This is a genomic window from Thermostichus sp. MS-CIW-30 (assembly GCF_054058015.1).
The window spans coordinates 36,352-61,409 of record NZ_JBSRZW010000018.1 but is presented as its reverse complement, the minus strand read 5'-3'; the positions used below and the strand labels follow the sequence as shown (position 1 = coordinate 61,409).

At 60.0% G+C, this 25,058-nt stretch carries 25 protein-coding genes, 1 tRNA gene and 1 riboswitch; of the genes, 13 read left to right on the top strand and 13 right to left on the bottom strand.

What is annotated here, in order from left to right:
• Nucleotides 1-129: 129 nt before the first annotated feature.
• Entirely contained in the window at nt 130-573 is a 444-nt protein-coding gene (locus ACVWXW_RS09265; protein ID WP_011433679.1) for a DUF29 domain-containing protein, read from the bottom strand.
• A 143-nt stretch (nt 574-716) separates the two neighbouring features.
• Nucleotides 717-788 (bottom strand) — tRNA-Gly (locus ACVWXW_RS09260).
• A 233-nt stretch (nt 789-1,021) separates the two neighbouring features.
• Here ACVWXW_RS09260 and ssuE point away from each other — a divergent pair.
• The 6 genes from ssuE to ACVWXW_RS09230 all read left to right on the top strand — a co-directional run bounded on the left by ssuE (nt 1,022) and on the right by ACVWXW_RS09230 (nt 5,793).
• Nucleotides 1,022-1,549, top strand: coding sequence for an NADPH-dependent FMN reductase (ssuE, locus tag ACVWXW_RS09255; RefSeq protein WP_457403623.1), 528 nt, complete (start codon nt 1,022-1,024; stop codon nt 1,547-1,549).
• A 232-nt stretch (nt 1,550-1,781) separates the two neighbouring features.
• Nucleotides 1,782-1,863, top strand: a riboswitch (Glutamine riboswitch).
• Nucleotides 1,864-1,942: 79 nt separating this feature from the next.
• On the top strand, nt 1,943-2,116 hold the full coding sequence (locus ACVWXW_RS09250; protein WP_083757650.1) for a DUF4278 domain-containing protein: 174 nt from the start codon (nt 1,943-1,945) through the stop codon (nt 2,114-2,116).
• Between the two features lie 289 nt (nt 2,117-2,405).
• Complete coding sequence (gene secG, locus ACVWXW_RS09245) at nt 2,406-2,645, top strand: preprotein translocase subunit SecG (protein WP_011433676.1); 240 nt, start codon at nt 2,406-2,408, stop codon at nt 2,643-2,645.
• Between the two features lie 12 nt (nt 2,646-2,657).
• Nucleotides 2,658-3,311: a YqiA/YcfP family alpha/beta fold hydrolase gene (locus tag ACVWXW_RS09240; protein WP_414343667.1), complete on the top strand. Its 654-nt coding sequence runs from the start codon at nt 2,658-2,660 to the stop codon at nt 3,309-3,311.
• Between the two features lie 66 nt (nt 3,312-3,377).
• The gene (locus ACVWXW_RS09235; RefSeq protein WP_414343669.1) at nt 3,378-4,112 is read left to right on the top strand and encodes an HAD family hydrolase; all 735 of its coding nucleotides are present in this window, start codon (nt 3,378-3,380) and stop codon (nt 4,110-4,112) included.
• A gap of 37 nt (nt 4,113-4,149) precedes the next feature.
• Entirely contained in the window at nt 4,150-5,793 is a 1,644-nt protein-coding gene (locus ACVWXW_RS09230; protein WP_457403621.1) for a gamma-glutamyltransferase family protein, read from the top strand.
• 5 nt (nt 5,794-5,798) lie between these two features.
• Here the strand turns inward: ACVWXW_RS09230 and fabG are convergent, their stop codons facing one another.
• The gene (fabG, locus tag ACVWXW_RS09225; protein ID WP_457403619.1) at nt 5,799-6,560 is read right to left on the bottom strand and encodes a 3-oxoacyl-[acyl-carrier-protein] reductase; all 762 of its coding nucleotides are present in this window, start codon (nt 6,558-6,560) and stop codon (nt 5,799-5,801) included.
• Nucleotides 6,561-7,104: 544 nt separating this feature from the next.
• Between fabG and ACVWXW_RS09220 the strand changes: the two genes are divergently transcribed.
• Complete coding sequence (locus tag ACVWXW_RS09220) at nt 7,105-7,599, top strand: DUF3531 family protein (protein ID WP_414331319.1); 495 nt, start codon at nt 7,105-7,107, stop codon at nt 7,597-7,599.
• A 12-nt stretch (nt 7,600-7,611) separates the two neighbouring features.
• On the opposite strand, the gene ACVWXW_RS09215 is transcribed toward ACVWXW_RS09220, so the two are convergent.
• Nucleotides 7,612-9,375, bottom strand: coding sequence for a sulfatase (locus ACVWXW_RS09215; protein ID WP_457403618.1), 1,764 nt, complete (start codon nt 9,373-9,375; stop codon nt 7,612-7,614).
• Between the two features lie 83 nt (nt 9,376-9,458).
• Entirely contained in the window at nt 9,459-10,424 is a 966-nt protein-coding gene (lptC, locus tag ACVWXW_RS09210) for an LPS export ABC transporter periplasmic protein LptC (protein WP_457403616.1), read from the bottom strand.
• Nucleotides 10,425-10,576: 152 nt separating this feature from the next.
• Here lptC and ACVWXW_RS09205 point away from each other — a divergent pair, with 152 nt between their 5' ends.
• The 3 genes from ACVWXW_RS09205 to ppk1 are packed head-to-tail and all read left to right on the top strand — an operon-like array spanning nt 10,577 to nt 14,638.
• Nucleotides 10,577-11,446 (top strand): branched-chain amino acid ABC transporter permease, encoded by an 870-nt coding sequence (locus ACVWXW_RS09205; protein WP_457403614.1) that lies wholly within the window; start codon nt 10,577-10,579, stop codon nt 11,444-11,446.
• The gene (locus ACVWXW_RS09200; protein WP_414418731.1) at nt 11,446-12,405 is read left to right on the top strand and encodes a branched-chain amino acid ABC transporter permease; all 960 of its coding nucleotides are present in this window, start codon (nt 11,446-11,448) and stop codon (nt 12,403-12,405) included. Before ACVWXW_RS09205 ends, ACVWXW_RS09200 begins: the two co-directional genes overlap by 1 nt.
• 58 nt (nt 12,406-12,463) lie before the next feature.
• A complete protein-coding gene (ppk1, locus tag ACVWXW_RS09195; protein ID WP_457403626.1) occupies nt 12,464-14,638 on the top strand; it encodes a polyphosphate kinase 1 in 2,175 nt (724 codons plus the stop codon).
• A 311-nt stretch (nt 14,639-14,949) separates the two neighbouring features.
• On the opposite strand, the gene ACVWXW_RS09190 is transcribed toward ppk1, so the two are convergent.
• Nucleotides 14,950-15,504, bottom strand: coding sequence for a DoxX family protein (locus ACVWXW_RS09190; RefSeq protein WP_414418374.1), 555 nt, complete (start codon nt 15,502-15,504; stop codon nt 14,950-14,952).
• A 290-nt stretch (nt 15,505-15,794) separates the two neighbouring features.
• On the opposite strand from ACVWXW_RS09190, the gene ACVWXW_RS09185 reads away from it, so the two are divergent.
• From ACVWXW_RS09185 to ACVWXW_RS09175, 3 genes are all read left to right on the top strand, one after another.
• Nucleotides 15,795-16,913 carry an ABC transporter ATP-binding protein gene (locus ACVWXW_RS09185; protein ID WP_011433663.1) on the top strand — a complete coding sequence of 373 codons (1,119 nt, stop codon included), beginning with the start codon at nt 15,795-15,797 and terminating at the stop codon, nt 16,911-16,913.
• Nucleotides 16,914-17,068: 155 nt separating this feature from the next.
• The gene (locus tag ACVWXW_RS09180) at nt 17,069-18,112 is read left to right on the top strand and encodes a GntR family transcriptional regulator (protein ID WP_457403625.1); all 1,044 of its coding nucleotides are present in this window, start codon (nt 17,069-17,071) and stop codon (nt 18,110-18,112) included.
• A 114-nt stretch (nt 18,113-18,226) separates the two neighbouring features.
• Entirely contained in the window at nt 18,227-18,709 is a 483-nt protein-coding gene (locus tag ACVWXW_RS09175; RefSeq protein ID WP_457403613.1) for a hypothetical protein, read from the top strand.
• Here ACVWXW_RS09175 and ribB read toward each other — a convergent pair.
• The 7 genes from ribB to ACVWXW_RS09140 form a co-directional block, all read right to left on the bottom strand.
• Nucleotides 18,698-19,951 (bottom strand): 3,4-dihydroxy-2-butanone-4-phosphate synthase, encoded by a 1,254-nt coding sequence (gene ribB / locus ACVWXW_RS09170; protein ID WP_457387606.1) that lies wholly within the window; start codon nt 19,949-19,951, stop codon nt 18,698-18,700. The genes ACVWXW_RS09175 and ribB overlap by 12 nt on opposite strands.
• A 440-nt stretch (nt 19,952-20,391) precedes the next feature.
• The gene (moeB, locus tag ACVWXW_RS09165) at nt 20,392-21,561 is read right to left on the bottom strand and encodes a molybdopterin-synthase adenylyltransferase MoeB (protein WP_011433659.1); all 1,170 of its coding nucleotides are present in this window, start codon (nt 21,559-21,561) and stop codon (nt 20,392-20,394) included.
• A 2-nt stretch (nt 21,562-21,563) separates the two neighbouring features.
• Nucleotides 21,564-21,845 carry a MoaD/ThiS family protein gene (locus tag ACVWXW_RS09160; RefSeq protein WP_011433658.1) on the bottom strand — a complete coding sequence of 94 codons (282 nt, stop codon included), beginning with the start codon at nt 21,843-21,845 and terminating at the stop codon, nt 21,564-21,566.
• Nucleotides 21,846-22,091: 246 nt separating this feature from the next.
• A complete protein-coding gene (locus tag ACVWXW_RS09155; RefSeq protein ID WP_011433657.1) occupies nt 22,092-22,580 on the bottom strand; it encodes a M67 family metallopeptidase in 489 nt (162 codons plus the stop codon).
• A gap of 161 nt (nt 22,581-22,741) precedes the next feature.
• Entirely contained in the window at nt 22,742-23,038 is a 297-nt protein-coding gene (locus ACVWXW_RS09150) for a DUF6464 family protein (protein ID WP_457403611.1), read from the bottom strand.
• Nucleotides 23,039-23,157: 119 nt separating this feature from the next.
• A complete protein-coding gene (gene argH, locus ACVWXW_RS09145; RefSeq protein WP_414349809.1) occupies nt 23,158-24,591 on the bottom strand; it encodes an argininosuccinate lyase in 1,434 nt (477 codons plus the stop codon).
• 130 nt (nt 24,592-24,721) lie between these two features.
• Nucleotides 24,722-24,940 (bottom strand): hypothetical protein, encoded by a 219-nt coding sequence (locus ACVWXW_RS09140; RefSeq protein WP_414329334.1) that lies wholly within the window; start codon nt 24,938-24,940, stop codon nt 24,722-24,724.
• Nucleotides 24,941-25,058: the final 118 nt, after the last annotated feature.

The following is a 25,058-nucleotide window of genomic DNA, read 5'->3' as shown; positions in this document are numbered from 1 at the left end:
TGCTCAAGTAATCTCTCTCCTTGGGGCGACTGTAAACTCGCCTGAAATTCCGAAACTTAGCTGTCCTCTGGGGCCGCTAGGGATTGGGATAAAGCCCGCACCCTGCGCGTAGCGCGGGTGTCGGGTAGTTTACTGGGGATCTTCCTTGCCAGGATAAAAGTCGGGATCCATCACCTGCTCAAATGTGTAGGGACACTGGGCAGGCAGATCTGCTTCAGACAATGGTGTTTCTCTCACCACCAACAGGATCCCGTCCTGGTGAGCCTCTTGCAGGGCTGCCGAAAGATCGGGCTTGAGGCTGGGACTGTCTCTGAGCAATCGCTGGATCTGGCGGCGTTGTTCGGTAATCGTTGCCCGCCAACTTTTGCCTCGCAGGTGGGGTTGCAATTGCCACTTCAGCAAATGCCCTACCAGGATCCCCAGCCGGTGCAGCAATTCCCGGCGTTCTTGCCTGCCCAAAGCCTCGATTTCCTCCACCAAGTTGGCGATATCCAGTTGATCCCACTGCCCCGATTTCAGCAGTGCGGCTTGCTTTTGCGTCCAGGCATAGAAGTCGTACTCGTAAAGTTGCATGCTTCATTGCCTAACTGGGCACTGGCCAAGGAGATCTTACTGACCCCGAACTACCCCTTTTTACCTTGAGCTCATTGATTTCCCGGACTAGGCCAAGCCCGGGAATGCTTGCGGAAAGCGGGTTTTGCCGGTTGGTTGGGGAAAGCGGGCGATGAGACTCGAACTCACGACATCCAGCTTGGGAAGCTAGCGTTCTACCACTGAACTACGCCCGCGTAAATCAATCTCAAGTTTAGCAAGCTGAAACCCTTGCTGAATCTAACCTATCACGTTCCCGACCCCTTGAGTAGGTGGGGAGTCGGGGGGCATATTTTGCCCGCAATTTGACCAGCAGGGAATGACGTCGAGAGACAAAGCTATCGTGCATGCTGGGGCAGGGCGAGAGTGGGTTAATCATCTTTCACATGGGATCCCTGGTACAACTGAGGCAGTATTCTGTCTGCGGCCTATGTCCAGCATCCTCCTGCTCTCCGGTAGTCCCAGCACTCCTTCTCGCTCAGAAGCCGTTTTACATCACGCTGCCGGGATCCTGTCCGATCTGGGATTGACCACTCAGTTTGTTTCGGTGCGGGATTTGCCCCCAGAGGATCTGGCACTGGCCAAGTTCGATAGCCCTCAACTCAAGGCAATTCAGCAAAAGGTGGCCCAAGCTACCGGGATCGTCATCTTTGCTCCCGTTTACAAAGCCTCCTATCCAGGTGTGTTGAAGGCACTGCTGGATTTGCTGGATCAAGACGCCTTTACCGGTAAAGTGATTCTCCCCATTGCCACCGGGGGAACCCTGGCCCATCTGCTGTCCATCGACTTTGCGATGAAACCTGTGCTGGCGGTGATGGGGGCAACCCACATCCTGAGAGGGGTTTATATCCTGAGTTCTCAAATTCAGTTCGACGCTGCCGGAACACTACAGCTAGAGGCCGACATCGAGGAACGTCTGCGAGCAGGGCTGCAGGCACTTGCGCAGGCGGTGAAATAGAAGAAATCAGAATTTTGCGGAGACTGGCCGAATATGGGATTGGTGCCCTGGGCCCGGAACCGGTTGCGGCAATCTATTCCGAAAAGTGCATAGGTGATTGCCCAGTCAGGCCCGAGAAGCCGCGGAAGAGCCGACGGCAAGGGATCCCTTTTGCGGGTATGGCCGGATTAAATTTCTATAAATCCCCCAAAAAACCTGCAAAACCGTAAGTTATGATACAGACATAGGATAAATCGTTCACCTCTGCAGTTGGCTCACCAGTGGCCTGGAGCTGTGCAGAGACGGAAGTAGGGGTCTTCCCGAAGGAACGCGCCTCAACTGAATCGCGCCACTCTTTCCGTGGCGTAGGGCCCAACGACAACAAACTCAACCCTTCGTTGATGGAGGCGATATATGAAACTCTCTTTCCGTGGCAACACCTTTGACTACGTTCCCGCGCATACTCAGCTCAGCGATGAGGAGTTGCAGGCTCAGTATCGCGGTCAAACCTTCTGTGTGCACCACACCAGCAAGAAAGCGATGCCTCACCCTCATCAGCCCCTGACCTACCGGGGCGTAAGCTACTGAGGTGAATACTGTTTGCCCTTGTAGGTGAGGTGGGGATCCACTGGAGATCTCCATAAGGGCTGGATAAAGACCGGGCGGCCCCGTTTGGGGTCGTTTTTTGAGGCAAAGCAACACCCCCAGAAGGAGCAGCACCCGTTCCACCTGAGAAGCAAGTAGATGGGTCTGGGCCTGCCGAGTTGAGTTTGAACGAGTTGAGTTTGAAATGGGAGCGATGCCGAGACAGGGTGCGCTAAGATGCGGTTCCAAGCGATAATGGCCTTAGCAACTTGCCCTACAGGGATCCGCTGCGATGGAAGCGTTTTTCGAGTTTCTCTGGTCGGCTTCGGCCATCTTGCTGGTGATCTTGGTGCTGCTGCACAGCCCTAAGGGGGATGGGTTGGCGGGCATTGGCGGGCAGGCCCAGCTGTTCTCCAGCTCCAAGAGTGCTGAGCAAAACCTCAACCGCATCACCTGGACGGTAGCGACCCTTTTCCTCTCCATCAGCGTGGTGTTGGGGGCGGGCTGGCTCTCGGCAGCCACAGGGCCATAGGGATCCCTTTCCGTGTTGGCGATTTACCTGCATGGATTCGGCTCTGGGCCGCAGTCGGCCAAGGCAACTTTCTTTCGGCAGCGGCTGCAGCAGGTGGGGATCCCTGTTCAGGTGCCTGATCTGAACCAGGACAATTTTGCCCAGCTCACCCTGACCCGCCAGATCCAGCAGGTTTCCAGCCAGCTTGCCGAGATGAACTACCCCCCTGTCACCCTCATCGGCTCTAGCTTGGGGGGCCTGGTGGCTGCTTGGGTTGCCGAACGACAACCTTGCGTGCAGCGCTTGGTGCTTTTGGCGCCGGCTTTTGGCTTTTTAGGCCATTGGCTGCCGCGGCTGGGGGCAGAGGCGGTGGAGACTTGGCAGCGAACCGGACAGCTCATGGTGTTTCACTACGGAGAAGGCCGCCCTCTCCCTTTGGAGTACGGCTTTGTCGCCGATGCCCAGCGCTACCCGGATGGGGGGTTACGACGGCCTGTGCCCACCCTAATTGTGCACGGGATCCAAGACGACACCATCCCCATTCAAGCCAGTCGAGACTATGTGGCCCGTCGCCCCTGGGCCCAACTGGTGGCGGTGGAGAGCGACCACGCCCTGACCGATGTGTTGGATCCCATTTGGCAGATCACCAGCCGCTTCTGCGGGTGGGGGATGGAGACGGGGCAGTAGGGTTGTTAAGAGGATCCCTGTCCCGTGGTTGCCCATTCGCGAAAGCGTCGCGTAGCGATAATGTCTATGCAATCCAAAGTGCTGTGCCTACAACAGGGGAAGGCTGACGTGACTGCCGGCTTGCTCTTCGATATGGACGGGGTGATTGTGGATTCGGAACCAATCCATGCCCGCGCCGGGGCCATTGCCCTGCAACGCTGCCACCTATCCCTGGATTTGGCCCCCATCTCCCTGCAGTTCAAGGGGCGCACCGACCGCGACATGTTCGAGTACCTTGTCCAACACCAGACGGACACCCCACCTGCAGAACGGCCCCTGCTGGTGCAGCGCTTGATCGAGGAAAAGGCCAAGGCTTTTGGCGAGCTGCTGGCAGAGGTACCCCTGGTGCCGGGGGTGCTGGAGTTTTTGGCGGCCAGCCGCCAGCGCTTTTCTGCCCTGGCCGTCACCACTTCGGCCATCCGCCGGGATCAAGCGCAGATTTTCCAGCGCTTCGACCTGCACCGCTGGTTTGACGCGGTGATTACCGCCGAAGACATTCAGCGGGCCAAGCCCGACCCAGAGCCTTACCTGAAAACGGCTGCCGCTGTGGGGTTGGATCCGGCGTTGTGTTGGGTGATTGAAGATTCTACCCATGGGATCCGCGCCGCTAAGGGGGCTGGCTGTTTTGCGGTGGGCCTCACGACGGCTTTCACCGCCGAGGAACTGCGCCACGCCGGGGCAGATGTGGTGGTGGACAGCTTTGCGGAGTTGGCCGCACTCCTGTTCGCGAGAGCGTCGCGTAGCGATAACCTGCCTGTGTAGGGAGCCCAGCCCATTCGCGAGAGCGTCGCGTAGCGATATGCCAGCACCCACTTTTTTGCGGCAGGCCCTGGATCGCTATCCGTTTGCTTCGCGGCGACGGGTGGTGATGGGCAGACAGGGATCCGTGGCCACCAGCCAACCTTTGGCGGCAATGGCGGGCATGGAGATGTTCTGGGCGGGCGGCAATGCTGTGGATGCAGCCGTGGCAATGGCGGTGGCTTTGACGGTGGTGGAGCCAACCTCCAATGGCATTGGCGGCGATGCCTTTGCTCTGGTGTGGGAGGGGGGGGAGGAGGGTCAGCTGTACGGGTTGAATGCTTCCGGTCGCAGCCCAGCCGCCCTGACGCCGGAGCGGTACCGGGACTATGGGCGGATCCCCCCCTACGATTGGTTAGCGGTGACGGTGCCGGGGGCAGTTTCCGCTTGGCAGACCTTGCACCGGCGCTGGGGAAAGCTGCCGTTCGAGCGTCTGTTTGTGCCTGCCCTTCGTCTGGCGCAAGAGGGATTTCCGGTCTCTCCCCGGGTGGCCCAACTGTGGCAGGCGGCGGAGTCCATCTATTTGCCCCTGCCAGATCCCCGCCACGAGGCCTTCAAGGCCGTTTTCTTTCCCCAAGGGCGTGCCCCACGGGCTGGAGAGCGCTGGAGCAGCCCCCTGCATGCTCAAACCCTAGAAGAGATTGCCCGTAGCGGTGGGGAGAGTTTTTACCGGGGGGAGCTGGCGGAGAAGTTGCTGGCTTTCTCGGAGGCCACGGGCGGCTTCCTGTCCCCCGCTGACTTGGCCCAGCACCGGGCCGATTGGGTGGAACCCATCCATACAGATTACCGCGGCTACACCGTCTGGGAGATCCCCCCCAACGGGCAGGGCATTGCCGCTTTGATGGCGCTCAACCTTTTGGAGGGTTTTGAGCTGGGTCGGATCTCCTACGATGCCGGCGAGCGCTATCACCTGCAGATTGAAGCAATGAAGCTGGCCTTTGCCGATGTGAGCCGACAGGTGGCGGATCCGGAGTATGTGCGGGTCAGTCCTGCCCAGATGCTGGATAAGGCTTATGCACAGCGGCGGCGGCAGTTGATCGGGAGGGAGGCGATCCCCCTGGCCCAGCCAGGGCTGCCGGAGGGGGGAACGGTTTACCTGGCTGCAGCTGATGGTGAGTTGATGGTGTCTTTGATTCAGTCGAATTTCGATGGCTTCGGCAGTGGTCTGCTGGTTCCGGGCACGGGCATTGCTCTCCACAACCGCGGCACGGGTTTCACCCTGGAGCCCGGCCATCCCAACCAGGTGGGCCCCCGCAAGCGCCCCTACCACACGATCATCCCCGCTTTTCTATCCAGAGAAGGGATCCCCCTCGGCCCTTTTGGTGTCATGGGGGGGGCAATGCAGCCCCAAGGCCATGTGCAGGTGGTGGTGAATTTGGTGGATTACGGCCTGAACCCCCAGGCGGCTCTGGATGCGCCCCGCTGGCGAGTGCTGTGGGATCAGGGGATCCCGCAGGTGGCGCTGGAGAGCACGGTGCCGCCCCAGGTGGTGCGCGAACTCTCCGCCCGCGGCCATGCAGTGCAGGTGGTGGAGGCAGAAGAGGATTACGGCCTTTTTGGCCGGGGACAGATCCTCTTGCGGGATGGGGATCACTTCATTGCAGCTTCCGAACCTCGTGCCGATGGCCTAGCCCTGGCGTGGTAGAAGGCTCAACTCATCACCATGCCGCCATCGATGGCGAAAACCTGTCCTGTGATGTAGGCCGCCGCCGGATCTGCCGCCAAAAAACGCACCAGCCCTGCCACTTCTGCCGGGGATCCCAGTCGCCCCAGGGGGATCTGCGCCAAAATCGGGCCAGGATCCAGTTTTTCGGTCATTTGGGTGGTGATGAACCCCGGTGCCACGGCGTTGACGGTGATGTTGCGGCTGGCCAGCTCGCGAGCTGCTGTCTTGGTGAGGCCCACCACCCCTGCTTTGGCGGCGCTGTAGTTGGCCTGGCCGGCATTGCCCACCAAGCCCACCACCGAGGTGATGTTGATGATGCGCCCCTGGCGCTGCTTCACCATGATCTTGGCAGCTGTCTTCAGGCAGAGAAAGACCCCCGTCAGGTTGAGATCCAGCACCGCCTGCCAATCTTCTGGCTTCATGCGCAGCAGCAGGGTGTCGCGGGCCATGCCGGCATTGTTCACCAGCACATCCACCCGACCCCACCGCTCCATCACCTGGGCAAACAGGCTCTCCACCGCCTCTGGGCAAGACACATCGGCGGCCACAGGGATCCCTTCTCCCCCCAGGGCCGCGATCTCCTCCACCAGGGACTCGGCTTCGGCAGCGGAGCGGGCGTAGTTGATCGCCACTTTTGCTCCAATGGCCCCCAGGTGCAGGGCAATCGCCCGGCCAATGCCCCGGCTGGCTCCGGTGACCACAGCCACCCGGTCTTGGAGGGAAGGCAAAGGGAGAAGCTCAGACATAAGCGGCAGGTTCCTCGTGATTCGGACAGCCGCAACAGTATAGGATGCTTTAGAGCCCTCTGGTTGCCACTGGCTTCCCTGCGATCGCTTGCGCTGCGTCCCTCATAACCGCCGTTCGCGCTACTTGGATGGAGTCCTTCGGCATAGGCAGGAGGGATCCCACGGCTCTGTGCAGTCACCCTGCCCGCAAGATGTGTTGACGGACGGATTCCCAGACCAACGGGCGAGCAGAGCCGGACTATGATCAAAGGCTAGGCCGCAGCAGAGCATGCCTCTAACCCCCAAAACCCTGAACTTTGCTGAATTTACTGAGCTTTAGGCGGTTTGGCAAAAGTCATTGAGAGGGATATAGTAGACCAAGTTTCCCCCTGATCCTTGAGTCCACCGCAACGGTTGCCGGGAAGTGAAGGGGGAAAGCGCTCGGGGGGTATTCCTCAGGGCTTTGCGGGATACCGCCTTCCTGCTCAGAGATAGGCAGGATGCGATCGCTTCTTTCCTGAACCATGTTCAGGAGAGTTCAGCGTGAATGTATCAGGAACTGTCCATGCAAGTGGAGTTTCGCGAGTGCGATCCGGGAAATCTGTGGATCTGGTTTGAGTTTGCCGAGCCGCCGGTCGAAGCTGAGCTGGAGTACCTCAACGAGGTGCTGGAGTCGTGGTACGTGTTGGGCAAGCTGGGCGGATTTAACGCCGAGCGTCTGGTGGCCCAAGAGGCCGAGGTGGATCTGAGCTATCTGGAGTATCCCAACGAATCGGAGCCCTTGCCTTCCCTAATGCACAACATGGGATCCCTGGAAGAGAAGGACAACTGGGCCCGCTGCTGGTTTGATCTGGGCACCGCCGATGCGATGGCGCTGGATGTGTTGATCAACGCCCTGCGCACCCTCAGCCTGGAATACATCGGCCTCAGCCGCGTGATTATCGGCGGGCAAAATGAGGATTGGCCAACGGCGGATCCGGAGGAGATGGATGACATGGATGACTACGATCTAAACGGCTATGTGCGGGATCACAGGGAGGAGGAAGGAGGGCTGGAATAGCGGGATCCCTGCCTACTCCAAGTAGCCCAGCTCTTGCATCTGCCGCACCAAGTCGGCATCGCTTTCCACATTCACCTTGCGAGGAGCCGTGCTAGGCCGCCGGGACTCTGCCCAGCTCACCCACGTTCTCAGCCCCTGCTGTAGGCGAGCCAGCCAAGCCTGGGGCCAGCCGGTCTCCACCGCCGACCCGTCGTGACAGCGTTGCGGATCAGCATCAGGGAGAGAGGAGACAGGATCCCCGTTGCCGACCCAGAGCAGATCCCGCAGCTCCGCTGGATCCTGCTCCAAGTTGTAGAGGCTGGGACGATCCCCCGTTTGGATGAGCTTGGTCATCCCCTCATAGAGGGCACGGCGGATGTCGTAACAGGCACGCGCCCGCAGCAGGCTGTCGTTACGGCTTTCCATAGCCCGAATGAGGAGGTGGGGCGGGAAGGCTTCGCTGAGCACTGTTCCCTGCTCGGGATCTTCCCCTGCCAAGGTGCGGGCCAAGCTGAGGCGGGCGACCTCGCGGCGGAGCTTGAGGCTGACACAGGGGGCACCGTTGGGGGAAAGGTTGGGGCTAAAGCCGGCAGCTTCCAGGAGGGTATGGAAGAGGCGGCGGGTGGAAACGGGGGTGGCAATGCGTTTTCCTGCCGGGAAGTGGCCGGGATAGCGCAGGATGAGGGGCACGCGGATCAGCTCTTCGTAGACCACAAAGGCGTGGCCGACGAAGTCGTGTTCTCCCAGGCCTTCGCCGTGATCGGCGACGATGGCCACCAGCGTGTTCTGCTCCAGGCCGGTGTGGCGCAGGGTGTCGAAGACGGATCCCAGCAGATGATCTTGGTAGGCCACCTCAGCATCGTAGATATCCCGCAGCACCTGCGCTTGCAGTGGAGAAAGGGGCTGCGGCAGGGGCGCCATCCAGCGGTAGGGCTGGGCGTTGTATTGGCGCAAAAAGTCGCGGGCCTCGCGGTTGCTTTTGAAATAGGGGGCAAATGTCTGCACAAAGGGCTCCGGCGGCCAGTAGGGCAGGTGGGGCTCCATCAGGTTGACAAAGCAAAAGAAGGGCCGTGCTCCGGGATCCGACCGGCGGCGGGCCATCTGGTGCAAGTAGCGATTTAAGTCCGCAATCGAGGCGGCGGTGTTGCCCTTGAAGTTCACCAAGCGGGTCCAGAGGGAGGCAAACCAGGGGTGCAGCGCCAGCTGGAAGAGGGCGTCGGAGCGGGCAAAGGCGTTTTGCACCGGATAGGAGAGCCGCCGCCAAAATTGGGTGTAGGCGGCCAGCCAGCGGTTCAAGGGGGCGGGCAAGGGGGTGCCTTCGGGGGGGCGGGTGGGCAGAGCGCCACCGTAGTTGTAAAAGGTTTCAAAGCCGCGCCGCAAGCCGTTTTTCAGGATCCCCACCAGAGGGTTGTTGCAAAAGCCCACAGTGGTATAGCCGCTCAGCTGCAACAGCTCTGCCAGGGTGGGCAGGGCGGGGCTCAGCTCCAGATCTGCTTGGACAGTCTGGTGGGTGCTGGGATATTCCCCCGTAAACAGGGAAGCGTGGGAGGGGATGGTCCATTGGGCAGGGGCGATGGCCCGCTCGAAGAGGGTGGATTCGGCAGCCAGCCGATCCAGGTTGGGGCTGGTGGGCACTTGGCGGGCACGCTCCGCTTCTGACCAATAGCAGGAGAGACGATCCGCCCGCTGGGTATCCAGCACGATCAGCAGGATGTTGGGGCGTTCTACGGCAGCAGCGCCGGCCCTTGCGGGGGAATGTCCTGTTTGCGCCACTCGGACGGAGTCCTCAAAGCTCACCACAACTCACCCGATACTTTTCCTTAAAGGTATCCCTATCCTGCCATGCTCTCGGCCAGCTTTCTGCTTCCCCCCAGCCCCCCTTAGGGCAAAGTGAGCTGGGTTTGGCTGTTGCCTTGGATCCGAGCAGTGTTGGCCTGCCAATCCAGGATCCCTTGGTTGCCTCTGACAGTCAAAGCCTGGCCGGGCTGGCGGTAGCGCACGTTGCCTCGGGCTTGCAACTGGGTGGAGCCGATGCGCCAGCGAATCTCTTGGGCTTCCAGCTCTTGCCCTGTCTGCTCGGCTTTGGCCTTCACATTGTCCAGCAAGCGCAGCTCGGCAAAGGGCAGGGGAGCACGCAACTGACCACCGCTGAGGCGCAAGGCTTGTAGGGGGGCATACACCTCTACAGACCCTACTGCCTGCACTTCCCCGACGCCAAATTGCCACAGAAAACGGCTGGCAGCCAGCTCCAGATCCGGATCCCGGTACTCTGCCCGCACCGGCTGAGTGGGATCCCAGTTCTCCAGCTGCATCTGGGCTTGGCCAAAGTCGACGAGCAGCCGCTCCCCCTGCAGGGATCCCTGGCCCTCCAACAGCTCCACTTTCACCTGGCCCTCAGCTTGGAGGAGGCGCTGTTCCGGCAGCCATTCCACCCGCTGGGCCTCCAGACGCAGGTTGTCTCGCTCCGATTCCACCTCGACTTGACCCGTCAATTCCAGACGTCGTTCGCCGGGGTAGGCAGAGCCTTGCTCGGCGCGGGTGCGGATGGCGCGGTTGTCTTCGTCGAAAAATTCTCCCTCAACGGCCTGCAAATGGGCGGATCCCAACTGCACAGGAGCGGCACCATTTTCTGGGGGGGACTCATATTCGGCCAGGCGAGCCTGTAAGCGCCAGAGAATGGCACCATCCGGTCTGGCCTGGGTGAGGGTGATGTCTTCGTAGATCAACTGGGGGGTGGAGATGGGCTCGGAAGGCGCATCGGGATCCCACTCCGGCCCGCCACAGCCCGCGCTCAGCAGGGCCAAAACGGCCAGGAAACGGAGGACAGACAAAGACCTGGACTGCATGGATCTTCCTTGGGGGCTTTCTCCCCTACCCTAGCTTTCTTAGGACTCCGTCCCGCTGGCGCGATCAGCCGTATCCTTCCGCTGCGCTGAGCCGGATCCCGCTCTCGGCAAACCCGTGGCATTATCAGGGCAAAGTGTTTTTGGGGGCAAGCGTGACCCAACTGTTGCAACTTTTCATCTACGGCCTTGTCTTGGGCAGCATCTACGCCCTGGGAGCAATTGGGGTGTCGCTGACCTTTGGCATTTTGCGCTTTGCCAACTTTGCCCACGGGGATCTGATGACCCTGGGGGCCTACTTCGGCCTGACGTTGGTCGGGCTGGGTTGGCCGATTGGGGTGAGCCTGATCCCGGCAGCTTTGGCCACGGTACTTTGTGCAGTTGGGATCGACCAACTCATTTATCGCCGCCTGCGCCGGGAGGCACCAGTGATCTTGCTCATTTCTTCTTTTGGCACCGCCCTGATTCTGCGCAGCCTGGTGCAGATCATCTGGGGGCCCAACAATCAGGTGTACCGCAGCGGGATCCAGTTGCCGTGGCGGCTTGGGGAGCTGCGCATTAAGCCCGATTGGGCGGTAATCCTGGCGGGAACAGCCCTGTTGGTGGTGGCACTGCATCTCTTCTTACAACGCACGCGGGTGGGCAAAGCGATGCGGGCCATGGCCGACAATTTTGAGCTGGCCAAGGTTACCGGCATTGATACAGAGCGGATCGTCCTCTGGACTTGGGCCATCGGCGCAGCCTTGGCCTGCGCAGCAGGTGTGTTCCTGGGCATGGATACCCGGCTGCACCCCACCATGGGCTGGCGGCTATTGCTGCCCATTTTTGCAGCGGCCATTCTCGGCGGCATTGGTCGCCCTTACGGGGCCATTGCTGGAGGGCTGGTGATTGGCCTGGCGGAAGAGTTTTCCACCTTGGTGATGAACCCTGCCTATAAAACCGGGGTGGCCTTCGCCATTTTGGTACTGCTGCTGATCTTCCGACCCACAGGATTACTGGGATCCCCGGGTGGGGGGGATGTCTGATGTTGAGCTACGGCATTTTCTTTTTGATTTTGGTGGGGATCTACGGCGTGCTGGTGCTGGGCCTCAATATCCAGTGGGGCTACGCCGGCATGTTCAACATCGGGGTGGGGGCTTTTTTTGCCGTGGGAGCCTATGCCAGCGCCATTGTCACCACACCCCCAAGCGCCGAGCATTTGGGCGGCTTCAATCTGCCCTTTTGGGTGGGTTTTGCCATAGCTGTGGCTGTCGCCGGAGCGATTGCCTTTTTGATCGGCTTGATTACCCTGAAGCTGCGTTCCGACTACCTGGCCATCGCTACCATCGGCATTGCCGAGATCATCAGCCAAATCCTGAGGAATGAGGGCTGGCTGACCAATGGCGTACGGGGAATTACCCGCATTCCGCGACCCTTTCGCGGCTGGATCCCAGGTCAGGATACTCTTCTCTACTTGGGCTTGGTGCTGGTCATTTTGGCGGTGGTCTATTGGGCTGCGGAGCGGGCCTATCGCTCCCCTTGGGGGCGGGTGCTGCGGGCCATTCGCGAGGATGAACCGGCAACCATGGCCGCCGGCAAAGATGTGCTCCAGTTTCGCCTGCAGGCGTTTGTGCTGGGATCCATGCTCATGGGGTTGGCGGGGGCCCTCTACGCCCATTTTGTCAATTTCATCAGCCCAGAAGCCTTTCAACCGGAGTTTGCCACCTTTATCGTTTGGGTAATGCTGATCGCGGGGGGCAGTGGCAACAATCGCGGCGCCTTGCTGGGAGCGCTGGTAATTTGGGGGGTGTGGTCGGGCAGCGAGTGGCTCACCAACCGTTTGCCGCCCCAGTGGGCCACCCGGGCTGGCCCTTTGCGCATTTTGTTGATCGGGATCCTGCTCCAGGTGATTCTTCTGACGCGCTCTCAAGGATTGTTGCCTGAACGTCCGCCCAAGCCCGTCTTGGGCACTTCTCCTTCGCCTAAGCAGAACCCCGCAGGATAGGATTGGGTCGGCTCCAGCTGTTGTTGACGTGTTTGAGATAACCCAGCCCTCTGTCGTCATGACTCCGCGTCCCAAGGAAACTGACCCTTCCTGGCCACCCTGCAACCCCGACACGACGGGCTGCCCCCCGGATGCCGGACAACCAGGGATCCGGACTACACCCATCCAAGAGGGCTATGCTCTGCCGGAGCAGTATTTCAACCGGGAGCTGAGCTGGATTGAATTCAATGCCCGGGTTTTGCACGAGGCCCTGGATGAGCGCACACCTCTGCTGGAGCGGCTGAAGTTTCTGGCCATCTTTGAGAGCAACCTGGACGAATTTTTCATGGTGCGGGTGGCGGTGATCCGTCGTCAGTTGGAAACGGGCGTGTTGGTGCTAACCCCGGATGGCCTTACACCGCAGCAGCAGTTGCAGCAGATCTCGAGCCACCTGCGCCCCCTGATTCGAAAATTGCACACTTGCTTCCGGCAGGAACTGGTGCCCAAGCTGGCGGAACAGGGCATTCACATCCGCGATTTTTCCGAGCTGGCCGAGTCGGAACGGCAGGAGCTGCGGGACTACTTTGAGAGGCGTTTGTTTCCAGTGCTCACCCCCTTGGCGGTGGATCCAGGCCATCCCTTTCCCTACATCTCCAACCTCAGCCTCAGCTTGGCGGTAGTGGTGCGGGATCCGGAAACCGGCAAGGAACACTTTGCCCGCGTGAAGGTGCCCAATACCTTGCCCCGCTTTGTGCCGCTGCGGGATGGGGTGAGCTTTGTGCCGCTGGATCAGGTGATTGCCCACCATCTGGAGTCCCTGTTTGTCGGCATGCAGGTGCTGGAGTACTACCCCTTCCGCATCACCCGGGATGCCGATCTGGAAATCCAAGAGGACGAGGCCGACGATCTGCTGGCTGCCATTCAAGAAGAGCTGCGCAAGCGCCGCTTCGGCTCAGTGGTGCGCATGGAGATTGCCAGCCAAACTCCGGCAGCCATCCGACAACGGCTCAGCGAAGAGATGCGCCTCAACAGTGACTCGGTGTACGAAGTGGATGGCCTCTTGAGCATGGGGGGGGTGATGGCGTTTCTCAGCCTGGATCGGCCCGATTTGAAGGATCCCCCTTGGGGGCCGGTCACCCCGCCCCGCCTGCGCACTGCCTCGGTCAGCGATGAGCCGGTGGATATCTTTGCCGTCATCCGGGAAGGGGATCTGTTGGTGCATCACCCCTACGATTCCTTCGCCGCCAGCGTGGAGCGGTTTCTGGAGGAGGCCGCCAACGATCCGCAGGTGCTCACCATTAAGCAAACCCTCTACCGCACCTCCGGCGACTCGACGGTGGTGAAATCCCTCATTCAGGCCGCCGAAAACGGCAAGCAGGTGGCCGCTCTGGTGGAGCTCAAAGCCCGTTTCGACGAAGAAAACAACATCCTCTGGGCCAAAAAGCTGGAGAAAGCCGGGGTCCACGTGGCCTACGGCCTGCCGGGGCTGAAAATCCACTGCAAACTGGCTTTGGTGGTGCGGGAAGAGGAGGGATCCCTGCGCCGCTACGTCCACATCGGTACCGGCAACTACAACCCCAAAACCGCCCGCATTTACACTGACCTGGGCCTGTTCACCTGCAACGAGACCCTCTGCAACGACGTTACAGAGTTGTTTAACCTGCTGACGGGCTACTCGCGGCAACGGCAATTCCGCAAGCTCTTGGTGGCCCCCAGAACCCTACGCCAAGGCATGGAAGCCCTGATCCGCCGCGAGATGCGCCATGCCCAAGCGGGGGGCCAGGGGCGTATCATCGTCAAGATCAACTCTCTCACCGACCCGGAAATGATCCGGCTGCTCTACGAGGCCAGCCAAGCCGGGGTGGAGATCGACCTCATTGTGCGCGGCATGTGCTGCCTCAAGCCCGGGATCCCCGGCCTAAGCGAACGCATCCGCGTGATCAGCATCATCGGGCGCTTCCTGGAGCACTCCCGCATCTTCTACTTCTACAATGGCGGCCAGGAAGAATACTTCATTGGCAGCGCCGACTACATGACCCGCAACCTGGATCGACGGGTTGAGGTGGTTACCCCTGTGGAGGATCCCGCGTTGCAGCGGGAGCTCAAGGCGATCTTGGACATCTGCCTGACGGACAACCGGCAAGCCTGGGAGTTGCGCCCTGATGGCACCTACGTGCAGCGGCAACCCAAGCCAGGAGAGCCTGTGCGCTCCACCCACCAACGCCTGATGGAGCGGGCCGCCAGCCGCATTTAGCAGGATGACTCTCACTGGTGACATACTCCCATCACTGACCCTACAGGTACAGCGTGGGCTTCGCGCTTCATCGGGGAGCTACTGCAAGAACCCTCCACGCGCAGACACGGGATGTCCCACCGCGTAGCTGTACCAGATTCCGGCAACGCCGTTTTGTACAGCCATGTTGATTATGGCACAGGATATATACGCCTTTCATCCCGACCCTCCTGCTGTTGCAGAGAGTGCGGGGCTTCCCGGCGGTTTAGCTAACCTCTCTCTCAGAGGGAGAGAGGAGCAGCCTCGCCGCTATCGGGAATGGCCACCAAAGCTCAGGATCCGGTGGTCTTGGCGGCCTCGGCCTCTTCCTCGCCCAGCGCAATTACCCGTTCCGTGGCCTGCAACGAAGACTGCAAGCTCTCCAACTTTTCCCGGCTGGAGCGGTTCAGCCACGACTCGATTGCGTTCACCAAGAGCTGATCCACAGAGAACCAGCCCCCCCCATTCACCGCAAAGGCCAGGAAGATCGCTGCGTAGATGGCGGATAGCTCCAAGTAGGGAACGCTGAAGCCGGCCACCTTAATGTGATGGAACATGGCCACTGCCATCGTGGCGAACAAACCCAACGCTGCCCCGCGGGTCAACAAGCCCAGCGCCACCATGGGGGCTGCAATCAGCTCGGTATAGGCGGCTACATAAGCAAAAAAGATCGGGAAGGGCAACCCGATCACTTCTACATAAGCCGTCGCAAACCCTTCGATATCTGCCAGTTTGTCAAGGCCGTTGTGAATCATGAATAGCCCTGCCACCACCCGCAAAACGGTCCACGCCACCTGAGACCAGCGCGGAGTTACGCTGTCGTGACGCAAAGCTGAGGCGAGTAGCACGGGAAACTGCTGAGAGGGTGCCATAGGATAAAACCTGCGATGCAAAGATGAGCAAAGATTCTAACTTATTGTAACGATTCTAAATTTCTGTAACAAGGGTGGGACTCAGATCCCCAGTGGTCAAGGGATCCCATGCAAAAACAAGGTCTCCGGCCCGCTTTCGCGACCGGTCGGGTGGGTTTCCGGCGAGCTTTCACCGCAGGCGATTGCGCCACACTATCTCTGCTCTTGGCCTGGGACTTTTCCGGCCTTGCTGAGACCTGTCAACCTCTGTAAATGGATCCCTCATAATGGGTTCATTTGCTGCCTGTGTCGATATGGTTGCCGAATCTGTCCTCGCCTCTGATGTCAGCTCCGCCAAAGCCCAAGCCGGGAGAGAGGAGGGATCCCCGCCTGCCATTCGTTTGCGGAGGGTCAGCCGCAACTTTTCCGGGATCCAAGCGGTGGACGGGGTGGATTTGGAGGTGCAGCAGGGGGAGTTTTTTACGTTGTTGGGGCCGTCGGGTTCGGGCAAAACCACCTGTTTGCGGATGATCGCGGGCTTTGAGCGTCCGGATGAGGGGCAGATCGAATTGAACGGCCAGAATGTTTTGGGTCTGCCGCCCTACCGACGGCCTGTGAACACGGTGTTTCAGGACTATGCTCTCTTCCCCCACATGACGGTGGCGGAGAACGTTGGCTACAGCTTGATGATCCGCGGCATACCGCCGAAGGAGCGCCAAAAGCGAGTGCAAGAGGCGCTGGAGCTGGTACAACTGCCCGATCTGGGATCCCGTAAACCCAGCCAACTTTCAGGGGGGCAACGGCAACGGGTGGCCTTGGCGCGGGCTTTGGTTGGCCGACCGCAGGTGCTCTTGCTGGATGAACCTTTGGGGGCGCTGGATTTGAAGTTGCGCCAACAGATGCAGTTTGAACTCAAGGCCCTACAACACCGCCTTGGTCTCACCTTTTTGTACGTCACCCACGACCAAGAAGAGGCCCTGACCATGAGCGATCGTATTGCCGTGTTCAATCGCGGGCGCATCGAACAGGTGGGATCCCCGGCAGAGCTCTACGAGCGACCTGCCACCCGGTTTGTAGCCGGTTTTATCGGCCAAACCAACTTGATCGAGGGATCCCTGGCGGAACGATGCGTGGGAGAAGCGGCCCTGTTTGCTTTGCGCCCGGAGCACATTCGGATTGACTTATCTGAAGAAGGGATCCCCGATGGCCACTGCCGCTTGCGGGGACGGATTTGCGACACTGCTTATCTAGGGGCTTTCATTCGCTATCAGGTATGGGTGTCGGGCTGTGAGGTGAAACTTTTGGCTGTGCAACCCAACCCCGGCCTGAATTTGCAGCAGTTGCCGGAAGGGACGGAGGTGACTTTAAGTTGGGATCCCAGCCGGATGCACCGCATCCCCGAATAGGGCTCTCAATCCCGATCTCCTCTGGAGCTTGTCTATCCGGCGTCGGCGCTATCTTGCAGGCAGTTGACACTCCCGCCGACTGAAGTCGAGGGATTCTTACGTAGCCCAGAAACGGGCTCGCAACGGCGTTGTCAAAGGGAGAAAAACGGGCCATGATGCGCATTTCCATCCAGCCGGAGAGTGGGATCCCTGGCTCCGTGCAGCTCTTTAATTTGCTCTGCTTCGCCATTGCCTGTGGGCAGTTTCCTCCCGGCTGCCGCCTGCCCAGCACCCGTCAATTGGCTATGCAAACGGGCCTGCATCGCAACACCATCCACAAGGTTTACCGCCAATTGGAGGCCATGGGCCTGGTGGAAACCCGCGCTGGATCTGGCATTTACGTGAGCCGCTCCGCCCGCCAGGTGGTTAACTACTCTCGCGGCCTGGGGGGAAACCTGGATCGATCCCGACAGGTCCTGGAGCAGGTGCGCCAGGGCATCGACCAGCTGCTGCAGCAGGGGTTTTCTTTGGAGCAGGTGCGGGATCTGCTGCTAGCGGAGATCGATTGGCGGTTGCGCTGCAGTGCTCAAGTGCTGGTGTGTGTGCCCAACCGGGATTTGGGTACAGGACAACTGATGGCCCAGCAAATCCAGCAAACTCTGGGCATCCGGGTCCAGTTGGTGCCCCTGGAGGATCTGGCCACCGTCCTGGATCAGATCCATTCCGGCACTGTGGTGACGCTGCACTATTTTCTCAGCGCCGTCGAGGCCATTGCCCAACCCCGGGGGGCCCGTGTTCTGACAGTGGAGGTGTCCGACTACGCCCGCGAAATTGCCCTGATCCGCCAATTGCCTTCCTACGCCTGTCTGGGGCTGGTGAGCATCAGCACTGCCCTGCTGGAGGTTGCCGAGGTGATTGTCTACAGTCTGCGGGGAGACCTGCTGGTGCTGACGGCAGTGATTTTCGATGCTGAACGGGTGGGATCCCTAATCCGCCGCGCCCATACCCTCATCTGCGATGAGGCCAGCTACCCCACCCTGCGGGTCTTGGTGCGCCAAGCCCGAGCCGATCTAATCCGCACACCCAACCTAGTCTGCGCCACCCCCCACATCGGAGAAGCAGCCATGGCCGAGCTGCGACGGGAACTGGGTGGGATCCCTGGAGCCGGAGGAGATGGGGACGCAAGCAGTAGCAGTTTGCAAGGCAAAGAAACCCATTAAGCCTTGTTGCAGGTGAGCCATTTTGCGGATGACAGGCTGTCCAAGATCGTGCTTAGGTGAAAATACGGTAAAAGCTCTCTCATTTTGATTCATCGCTGATCAGTCTTTACACGCATGGTGATCCTCGACTACGCCTCCGCCGATCATGACCATGTGGCGGTCACCCGGGAAGGTTTCTGGGAGGCCATCCGCTTCCAAGACCATTTTTACGTCTTCAACCGGGGCTTTTCTCAGCTGCAAGAGGCCATCGCCAGTTGCCGCTACGACATGGATCACGGATCCCTGATCAGCCTGGTGGTGGTGCGCCCTCAGGGCTATGAAGTGTGGTCGCAGGTGGGATCCGACATTCCCGTCTTGCCGAAGCAACTGTTGAGCCCGACAGCCAGGGACTCCCTCCTACCGGCGCGCCAGTGCTCCGCACCCCTGTCACCAGCGCGGAAGCGTCGCATAGCAATGACGGCTCCATCGGGGCCCGAACGTCCTTTCTGGTCTTTCTGGGGCTGGGGATCCAAGGCTTATGTGGTGGATGGCGAGCCGGCTGCACCCCAGTCTTTGTTCCACCATAGCCCTCGGCCCTACAACGCGCTACAGGCTTGAGCCGGAATCGGTTGCGCCAGCGTCGTGCAGCAACAGTTTCAGGGAACAGGACGGCTCCACATGCAAATTGAGATCCGGCTCTTCCACCAGCAGGGGCACGCGCTCGGCCACTTCCAGGCCAAATCCTTTCAAGCCGCTGATGTGGCGAGAGGTGTTGCTGATCAGGCGCATTTTGCGCACCCCTACATCCCGTAGGATCTGGGCGCCGATGCCGTAATCGCGCAAGTCCATCGCCACCGGTGGCGCGGTTTCAGAAAGTCCCAGATCTTGCCGGGCGTAGGACTTGATTTGCTCGATGAGACTCAGCTCCTGCTCTTGCCGGCGCAGGTACACCAGTACCCCCTTGCCTTGGTGGCCGATCATCTTCAGGGCCGCTGTCAATTGGCGGCGACAATCGCAGCGCAGGGATCCCAGCGCATCCCCTAGGGGACACTCCACATGGACGCGCACCAGGACGGGCTCAGCGGCAAATTGGGTCGGATCCCCTTTCACCAGGGCCAGGTGCTCGACTTGGTTGAGGCTATCGCGGTAGCCGTAAACCCGAAACTGGCCAAACTCCGTTGGCAGGGTGGCGGCAGCCTCTCGGTGAACCAGTTGTTCGGTGCGCAAGCGGTACTCGATGAGGTGGGCGATGGTGATGATCTTCAAATCGTGCTGACGGGCATATTCGATCAACTGGGGCAGGCGGGCCATGGAGCCATCCGGGTTTTGGATCTCGCAAATCACCCCTGCCGGATACAGCCCGGCCAACATCGCCAGATCCACCGCTGCTTCCGTATGGCCAGCCCGTTTGAGTACTCCGCCCTCCCGTGCCCGCAGCGGAAAGACATGCCCAGGCCGGCGCAGATCTTCCGGTCGCGTGTGCGGGTGAATGGCCGCCTGAATGGTGCGAGAGCGATCGGCAGCGGAAATGCCGGTGGAAACTCCAGCCTCTGGCCCAGCATCAATGCTGACGGTGAAGGCAGTTTGGTTGCTGTCGGTGTTCTGCCCCACCATCAGCGGGATCTTCAGCTCATCGAGGCGGGATCCCTGCATGGCCAGGCAGATAAGGCCCCGCCCGTAGGTGGCCATGAAGTTGATAGCTTGGGGCGTGGCAAACTGGGCAGCACAGACCAGATCCCCTTCGTTTTCTCGGTTTTCGTCATCGACCACGATGACCATGCGACCACACTTGAGGTCTTCGAGGGCTTCGGGGATGGAGTGGAAGATCGTTTCTGTCTCGGCCTGCGGGATGGCACTCATGGAAAAAGGGAGAATCTGGCGCAACCGGCCCTGCGCACCGGATCTACCGGATCTATGGTGACATACTCCCGCACTCATGCTACGCGAAGCAATCCGTGCCGCTAAAGCGAGAGGGTGCGGGCTTCAAGGACTCCGTCCCGCTGACGCGAACAGTGACTCCAGTTAAGGACATTTCCTGAGCTTAAGGACTCCGTCCCGCTGGCGCGAAAAGGACGGGATGCCCCACCGCTCTGTACTTGATGTTTATAGCAGCAGTGCATAAAACCCTGCCACCTTGATTACAGCACCAATGAGGACAAAACACCATGCTCCCGCCTCTCCTCCCGACCCTCACCCCGGCTAGTCACTAGCTACTAACCACTATCCACTAATAGAGGGCGGGGCTTCCCGGCGGTCTAGCTAAAGCAAACTGGGCAACAGCTAGGGATCCCAAGGCAGAGTCAGTACTTGGGAATCGAGGGATCGTAAGCCTCTGCCCAGGCGAGGATCCCCCCGCGCAGGTTTTTTCCTTGGATCCCAGCAGCTTGTAGGATCTTCAGGGCTTTGGCCGAGCGCGCCCCACTCTTGCAGTGGACGATCAGCTCTGAGCCGTTAAGGAGGCGACGCACCTGCTCCACCCCGTCGCCGTTTTCAATTTGGGGCAGGGGGATCAGGTGAGCACCAGGGATCCGGCCTATCTCCCACTCATTTGGGTTGCGCACATCGACCAACACAAAGTCTTGGTGAGCATCCATCCGCGCTTTCAGCTCGGCCACAGTGATCTCGGGGATCTCTGTCTGGCCAGCTTGTTCTGTGGCTTGGGCTGGCGGGATCCCGCAGAACTGCTCATAGTCGATAAGCTGGGTGATGGGAGGAGTGGCGGGGTTCTTGCGCAGCTTCAGCTCCCGGAAGCTCATGTTCAGGGCATCGTAAAGCAGCAGCCGCCCACTTAGGGTTGTGCCCACGCCCAGCAGGATCTTCACGGTTTCGGTAGCTTGAATAACACCGATGATGCCGGGGAGGATCCCCAACACTCCCCCTTCGGCGCAGGAGGGCACCAGTCCTGGTGGGGGCGGCTCGGGGTAGAGATCCCGGTAGTTGGGCCCATCTTCGTAGTTGAAGACCGTCGCTTGTCCCTCGAAGCGGAAGATCGAGCCGTAGACATTGGGCTTGCCCGTCAACACACAGGCATCGTTCACCAGGTAACGGGTGGGGAAGTTATCGGTGCCATCCACAATCACGTCATAGTTGGCAAACAGCTCCAGTGCGTTGTGGGCCTTCAGGGCGGTGTTGTAAACATCCACTTGACAGTGGGGGTTGATCTCCAGGATGCGGTTCTTGGCCGATTCCACCTTCGGCTTGCCCACCCAGGAGGTGCCGTGGATCACCTGCCGCTGCAGGTTGGACACATCCACCACATCAAAATCGACAATGCCGATCCGCCCCACGCCGGCTGCCGCCAAGTACAGCAACAGGGGCGAGCCAAGGCCGCCTGTGCCGATGCACAGCACTTTGCCCGCTTTCAGCCGCTTCTGTCCTTCTAGGCCCACCTCGGGCAGGATCAAATGTCGAGAAAACCGCTCCATCTCTTCGCGGGAGAGGCTAACTTGGCTGGTATCCAGGTTCAACATGCTCACAACCCTCCAGCAATAGCGGGAACGATGCTGATGACGGCTTGTTCTCCCACGGGGGTGTTGTTGCCTTGGGGCAACGTGCGCACATCCTCGTCGTTGAGGTAGACATTGACAAAATTGCGCAGCTTCCCATCCTCGGTGTAGAGGTGGCGCTTCAGCTCGCCATAGCGGGCGATGAGGTTGCCCATCACTTCGCCAACATTGCTGCCCTCGATCTCGACAGCTTCCAGGTTGTCGGTGTAGGGGCGCAGGGGAGAGGGGATCAGAACTTTGGTTGCCATGGGAGTTCGGGGAGAGATCTTGGATATCTACTGGAGACTTTTGAGGATCCAGAGGATCTGGGCTGACCTATCCGTTTGTCGATCTTGTTGGGGCTGTCTACTGACTTTGAGGATTCAGCTATGTTACAGACAAGGTTCAGCACTAGACTACCGCTTTTTCCGGTGGCGCCCATCCCAGCTTTCAAGGATCCCAACTGAACTTAGCCGTGAACTTCAGCCTCAAACAGCGGCAAAGCCCAAACGACTCTAGCTTGCCAAAGCCGGGAGCGGGGGGATGCGAATGTCTTCCAGCATCTGCATCGGCTCCCGTTGGGGCTGCTCCTGCTCATCCAAAACCCAGCTCACCACCTCTTCTGCCTTGCCCTCGCGCACACTGACGATCACACAGGAAAAGCCCCAAGGAAAAGCATGCTGCCGATCAAACTCGGAGGGAATGGCCGCATGGTTGGGATGGGAATGATAGGTGCCCAGGATCCCCAGCCCTTTGCGCACCGCGTGGTCGTTGGCCCGCTTGAAATCCGCCGGATCGATCAAAAAGCGGCGGCGGCTGGATTCCCCGTCTGCCAGAGGGTTTTCCGCTTGATCCCAGGTGTTGGTCACCGACCAAAGCTCGTGGATGATCTTGTCGGATCCCCGGATTTCCCCAATTAAAATGCCGCAGCTCTCGTGGGGAAAGGCTTGTTCGCCGTGCTGGCGGATGCTGTGAAGGTGGTCTGCCGAGAGGTAGAGGGCCATGAATCTCGCCTTTGCCGATGGAGTTACCGTTCTTTTATTCTGGCACAAGTTGGCCGGGGATCCCTCAACTTAGCTACAGCGGATGCCATTGGGGCGCAACGGGCAGGCCGTTCCGCAGAGGCCGCCGCTGCTGAAAATGTTCGGCCACCAGTGTGGCGCGGTCAGACCCGTCCATCGAGTGAACCCAGAGGTGGCTCTGGCTTTGAAGGGGCGACAGGAGCATAGTGGGGGCAACCCTGGCACGGCCCTTGCGGATGGACGGCACAGCGCAACCAGGCCGAGTGGGCACTGAAAACACAAGAGGGATCCCCCAGGGGTGGGCCAAATTCGCCGGCCCGTTGACGGCGCAGCAGCACCACTTGCCGTCGCCAATCTTGCAAAAATCGGCTGTAGGCGCGTTCCCGCCAGCGACGCTTGGCCGCATTTTCGAGGACGTGGGCGGTGAGGTTATCCAACATGGAACGATACCCAGGGAAGAGGCCAACAGGCTGGGAGTTGCGTTGGATGGCTGAGAACCTCAGGATGGCACACACTGGCGAGAAGAACCCAAGAATTGCAAACTCTCCTTGAGTTCAGTTTAAGTTTGTGGAGTTTCTTCCGATGGCTCTGGCTGCTGGTGGCGGGCCTGGGCCCGTTGCAGGGCTTCTCGCACCACAGCAAAGCCCGTTCCCCCGGCGCTGAGCCGCGTGGCCACCACCTGGCGGGGCTCAATGGCCGTCAAAATGTCCGCCTCAAAGGCCGGGTGGAAGGTTTTCCAGCGCTCCAAGGGCAGATCCCGCAGCAGGATCCCCTCTGCCAAACAAATGCGCACAATCTGCCCCACCAAATCATGGGCTGTGCGAAAGGGGATCCCTTTGCGCACCAAGTAGTCGGCCACATCGGTGGCGTTGGAGAAATCTTCCTGCACAGCAGCCGCCATGCGCTCAGGTTGAAATTGGATCCCTTCCCGCAGCAGAAGGGTCATCGCCTCTAGGCAGGCTTTCAGGGTATCGACCGTGTCGAATAGTCCCTCTTTGTCTTCTTGGAGATCTTTGTTGTAGGCCAGCGGCAGCCCCTTCAAGGTGACCAACAAAGCCTGGAGATGGCCAAACACCCGCCCCGCCTTGCCGCGCACCAACTCCGGCACATCGGGATTTTTCTTCTGGGGCATGAGGCTGGAGCCGGTGGCACAGGCATCGGTGAGGGTGACAAAGCCGAACTCCTGGGAAGCCCAGAGGATCATCTCTTCCGAGAGGCGGCTGAGATGCACCAAAATCAAGCTGGCGGCAGCGTGGAACTCCACCAGGTAGTCCCGGTCGCTGACGGCATCCAAGCTGTTGGCGCTGATCCGCTCAAATCCCAGCAGATGGGCGGTGAGCTGCCGATCGATGGGCAGAGAAGTGCCGGCCAAAGCCCCGGATCCGAGGGGGCAGACATTCACCTCTTCCCGCACCCGCCCCAGCCGTTGCCAGTCTCGCCAGAACATTTCTTCATAGGCCAAGAGGTGGTGGGCCAAGCTAATCGGCTGAGCCCGTTGCAGATGGGTGTAGCCGGGCAGAATTGTCTCCAGATGCCGCTCGGCCAAGTCCAACAAAACTCCGCGCAGCTCCCAGAGGGCTTGACGAAGGTGATCGATCTGATCTCGCAGATAGAGACGCAGATCGGTGGCCACTTGGTCATTGCGGGAGCGCCCGGTATGCAGTTTTTTTCCCACTTCCCCCACCAAAGCCACCAAACGACGCTCGACGGCGTAGTGGACATCCTCTGCCTCTGGATCGGGCCGGAAGGTGCCGGCAGCCGCTTCCTGTTGGATCTGCTCCAATCCCCACCGGATCTGGTCGGCCTCTTGCTGGGTCAGGATGCCACAAGCGGCCAACATCTGCACATGAGCCAGGGATCCGGCCACATCGTAGGGCAGCAGGCGGATGTCGAAGCCGATGCTGGCGTTGAAGCGGGCGATGGCAGGGTGCAGGGATCCCTCGAAGCGTTGGCTCCAGGGGCGAGGGGTGGAAGTTACCGTCGGCTCAGACATCGGCTGGGAACTGGGAGAATGGGAAGAAAGACCCCGCTGCAGAAGAAAAAGCACAAAAACCAAATACCGACGGCCAAAACCCCGCCGGCTCAGGCCAACTGGATCCAGCTAGAGCAATGGCGACAAGGCTCTAGTGGGAGCTGGTGATGCTCTTGAGCATGTAGCCCGCCACGATCCCTATCAAAAGCGCCCAAATTTGGCCCGATTCCACAAAGCCATTCCAACCCTTGCGGATATCGCCCAGCACATCCTGTCGGAACACCTGCCCGACAATCATTTCCGTCTGGAAAGCCGCGGGAGCCGGCAAGTAAACCGAGGCGGTTTCAGACCCAGAAGGAGAGAAGTTCATGGTTGTACCTCAGGTGTAGATAACACAGTGCAGCCAACCTGGTAGCTCCACCAGCTAGAGCGTACCGCTCTGAAAGACCTACGAAACGCCAACAAACACTTCCACTCGCACCGGCGGC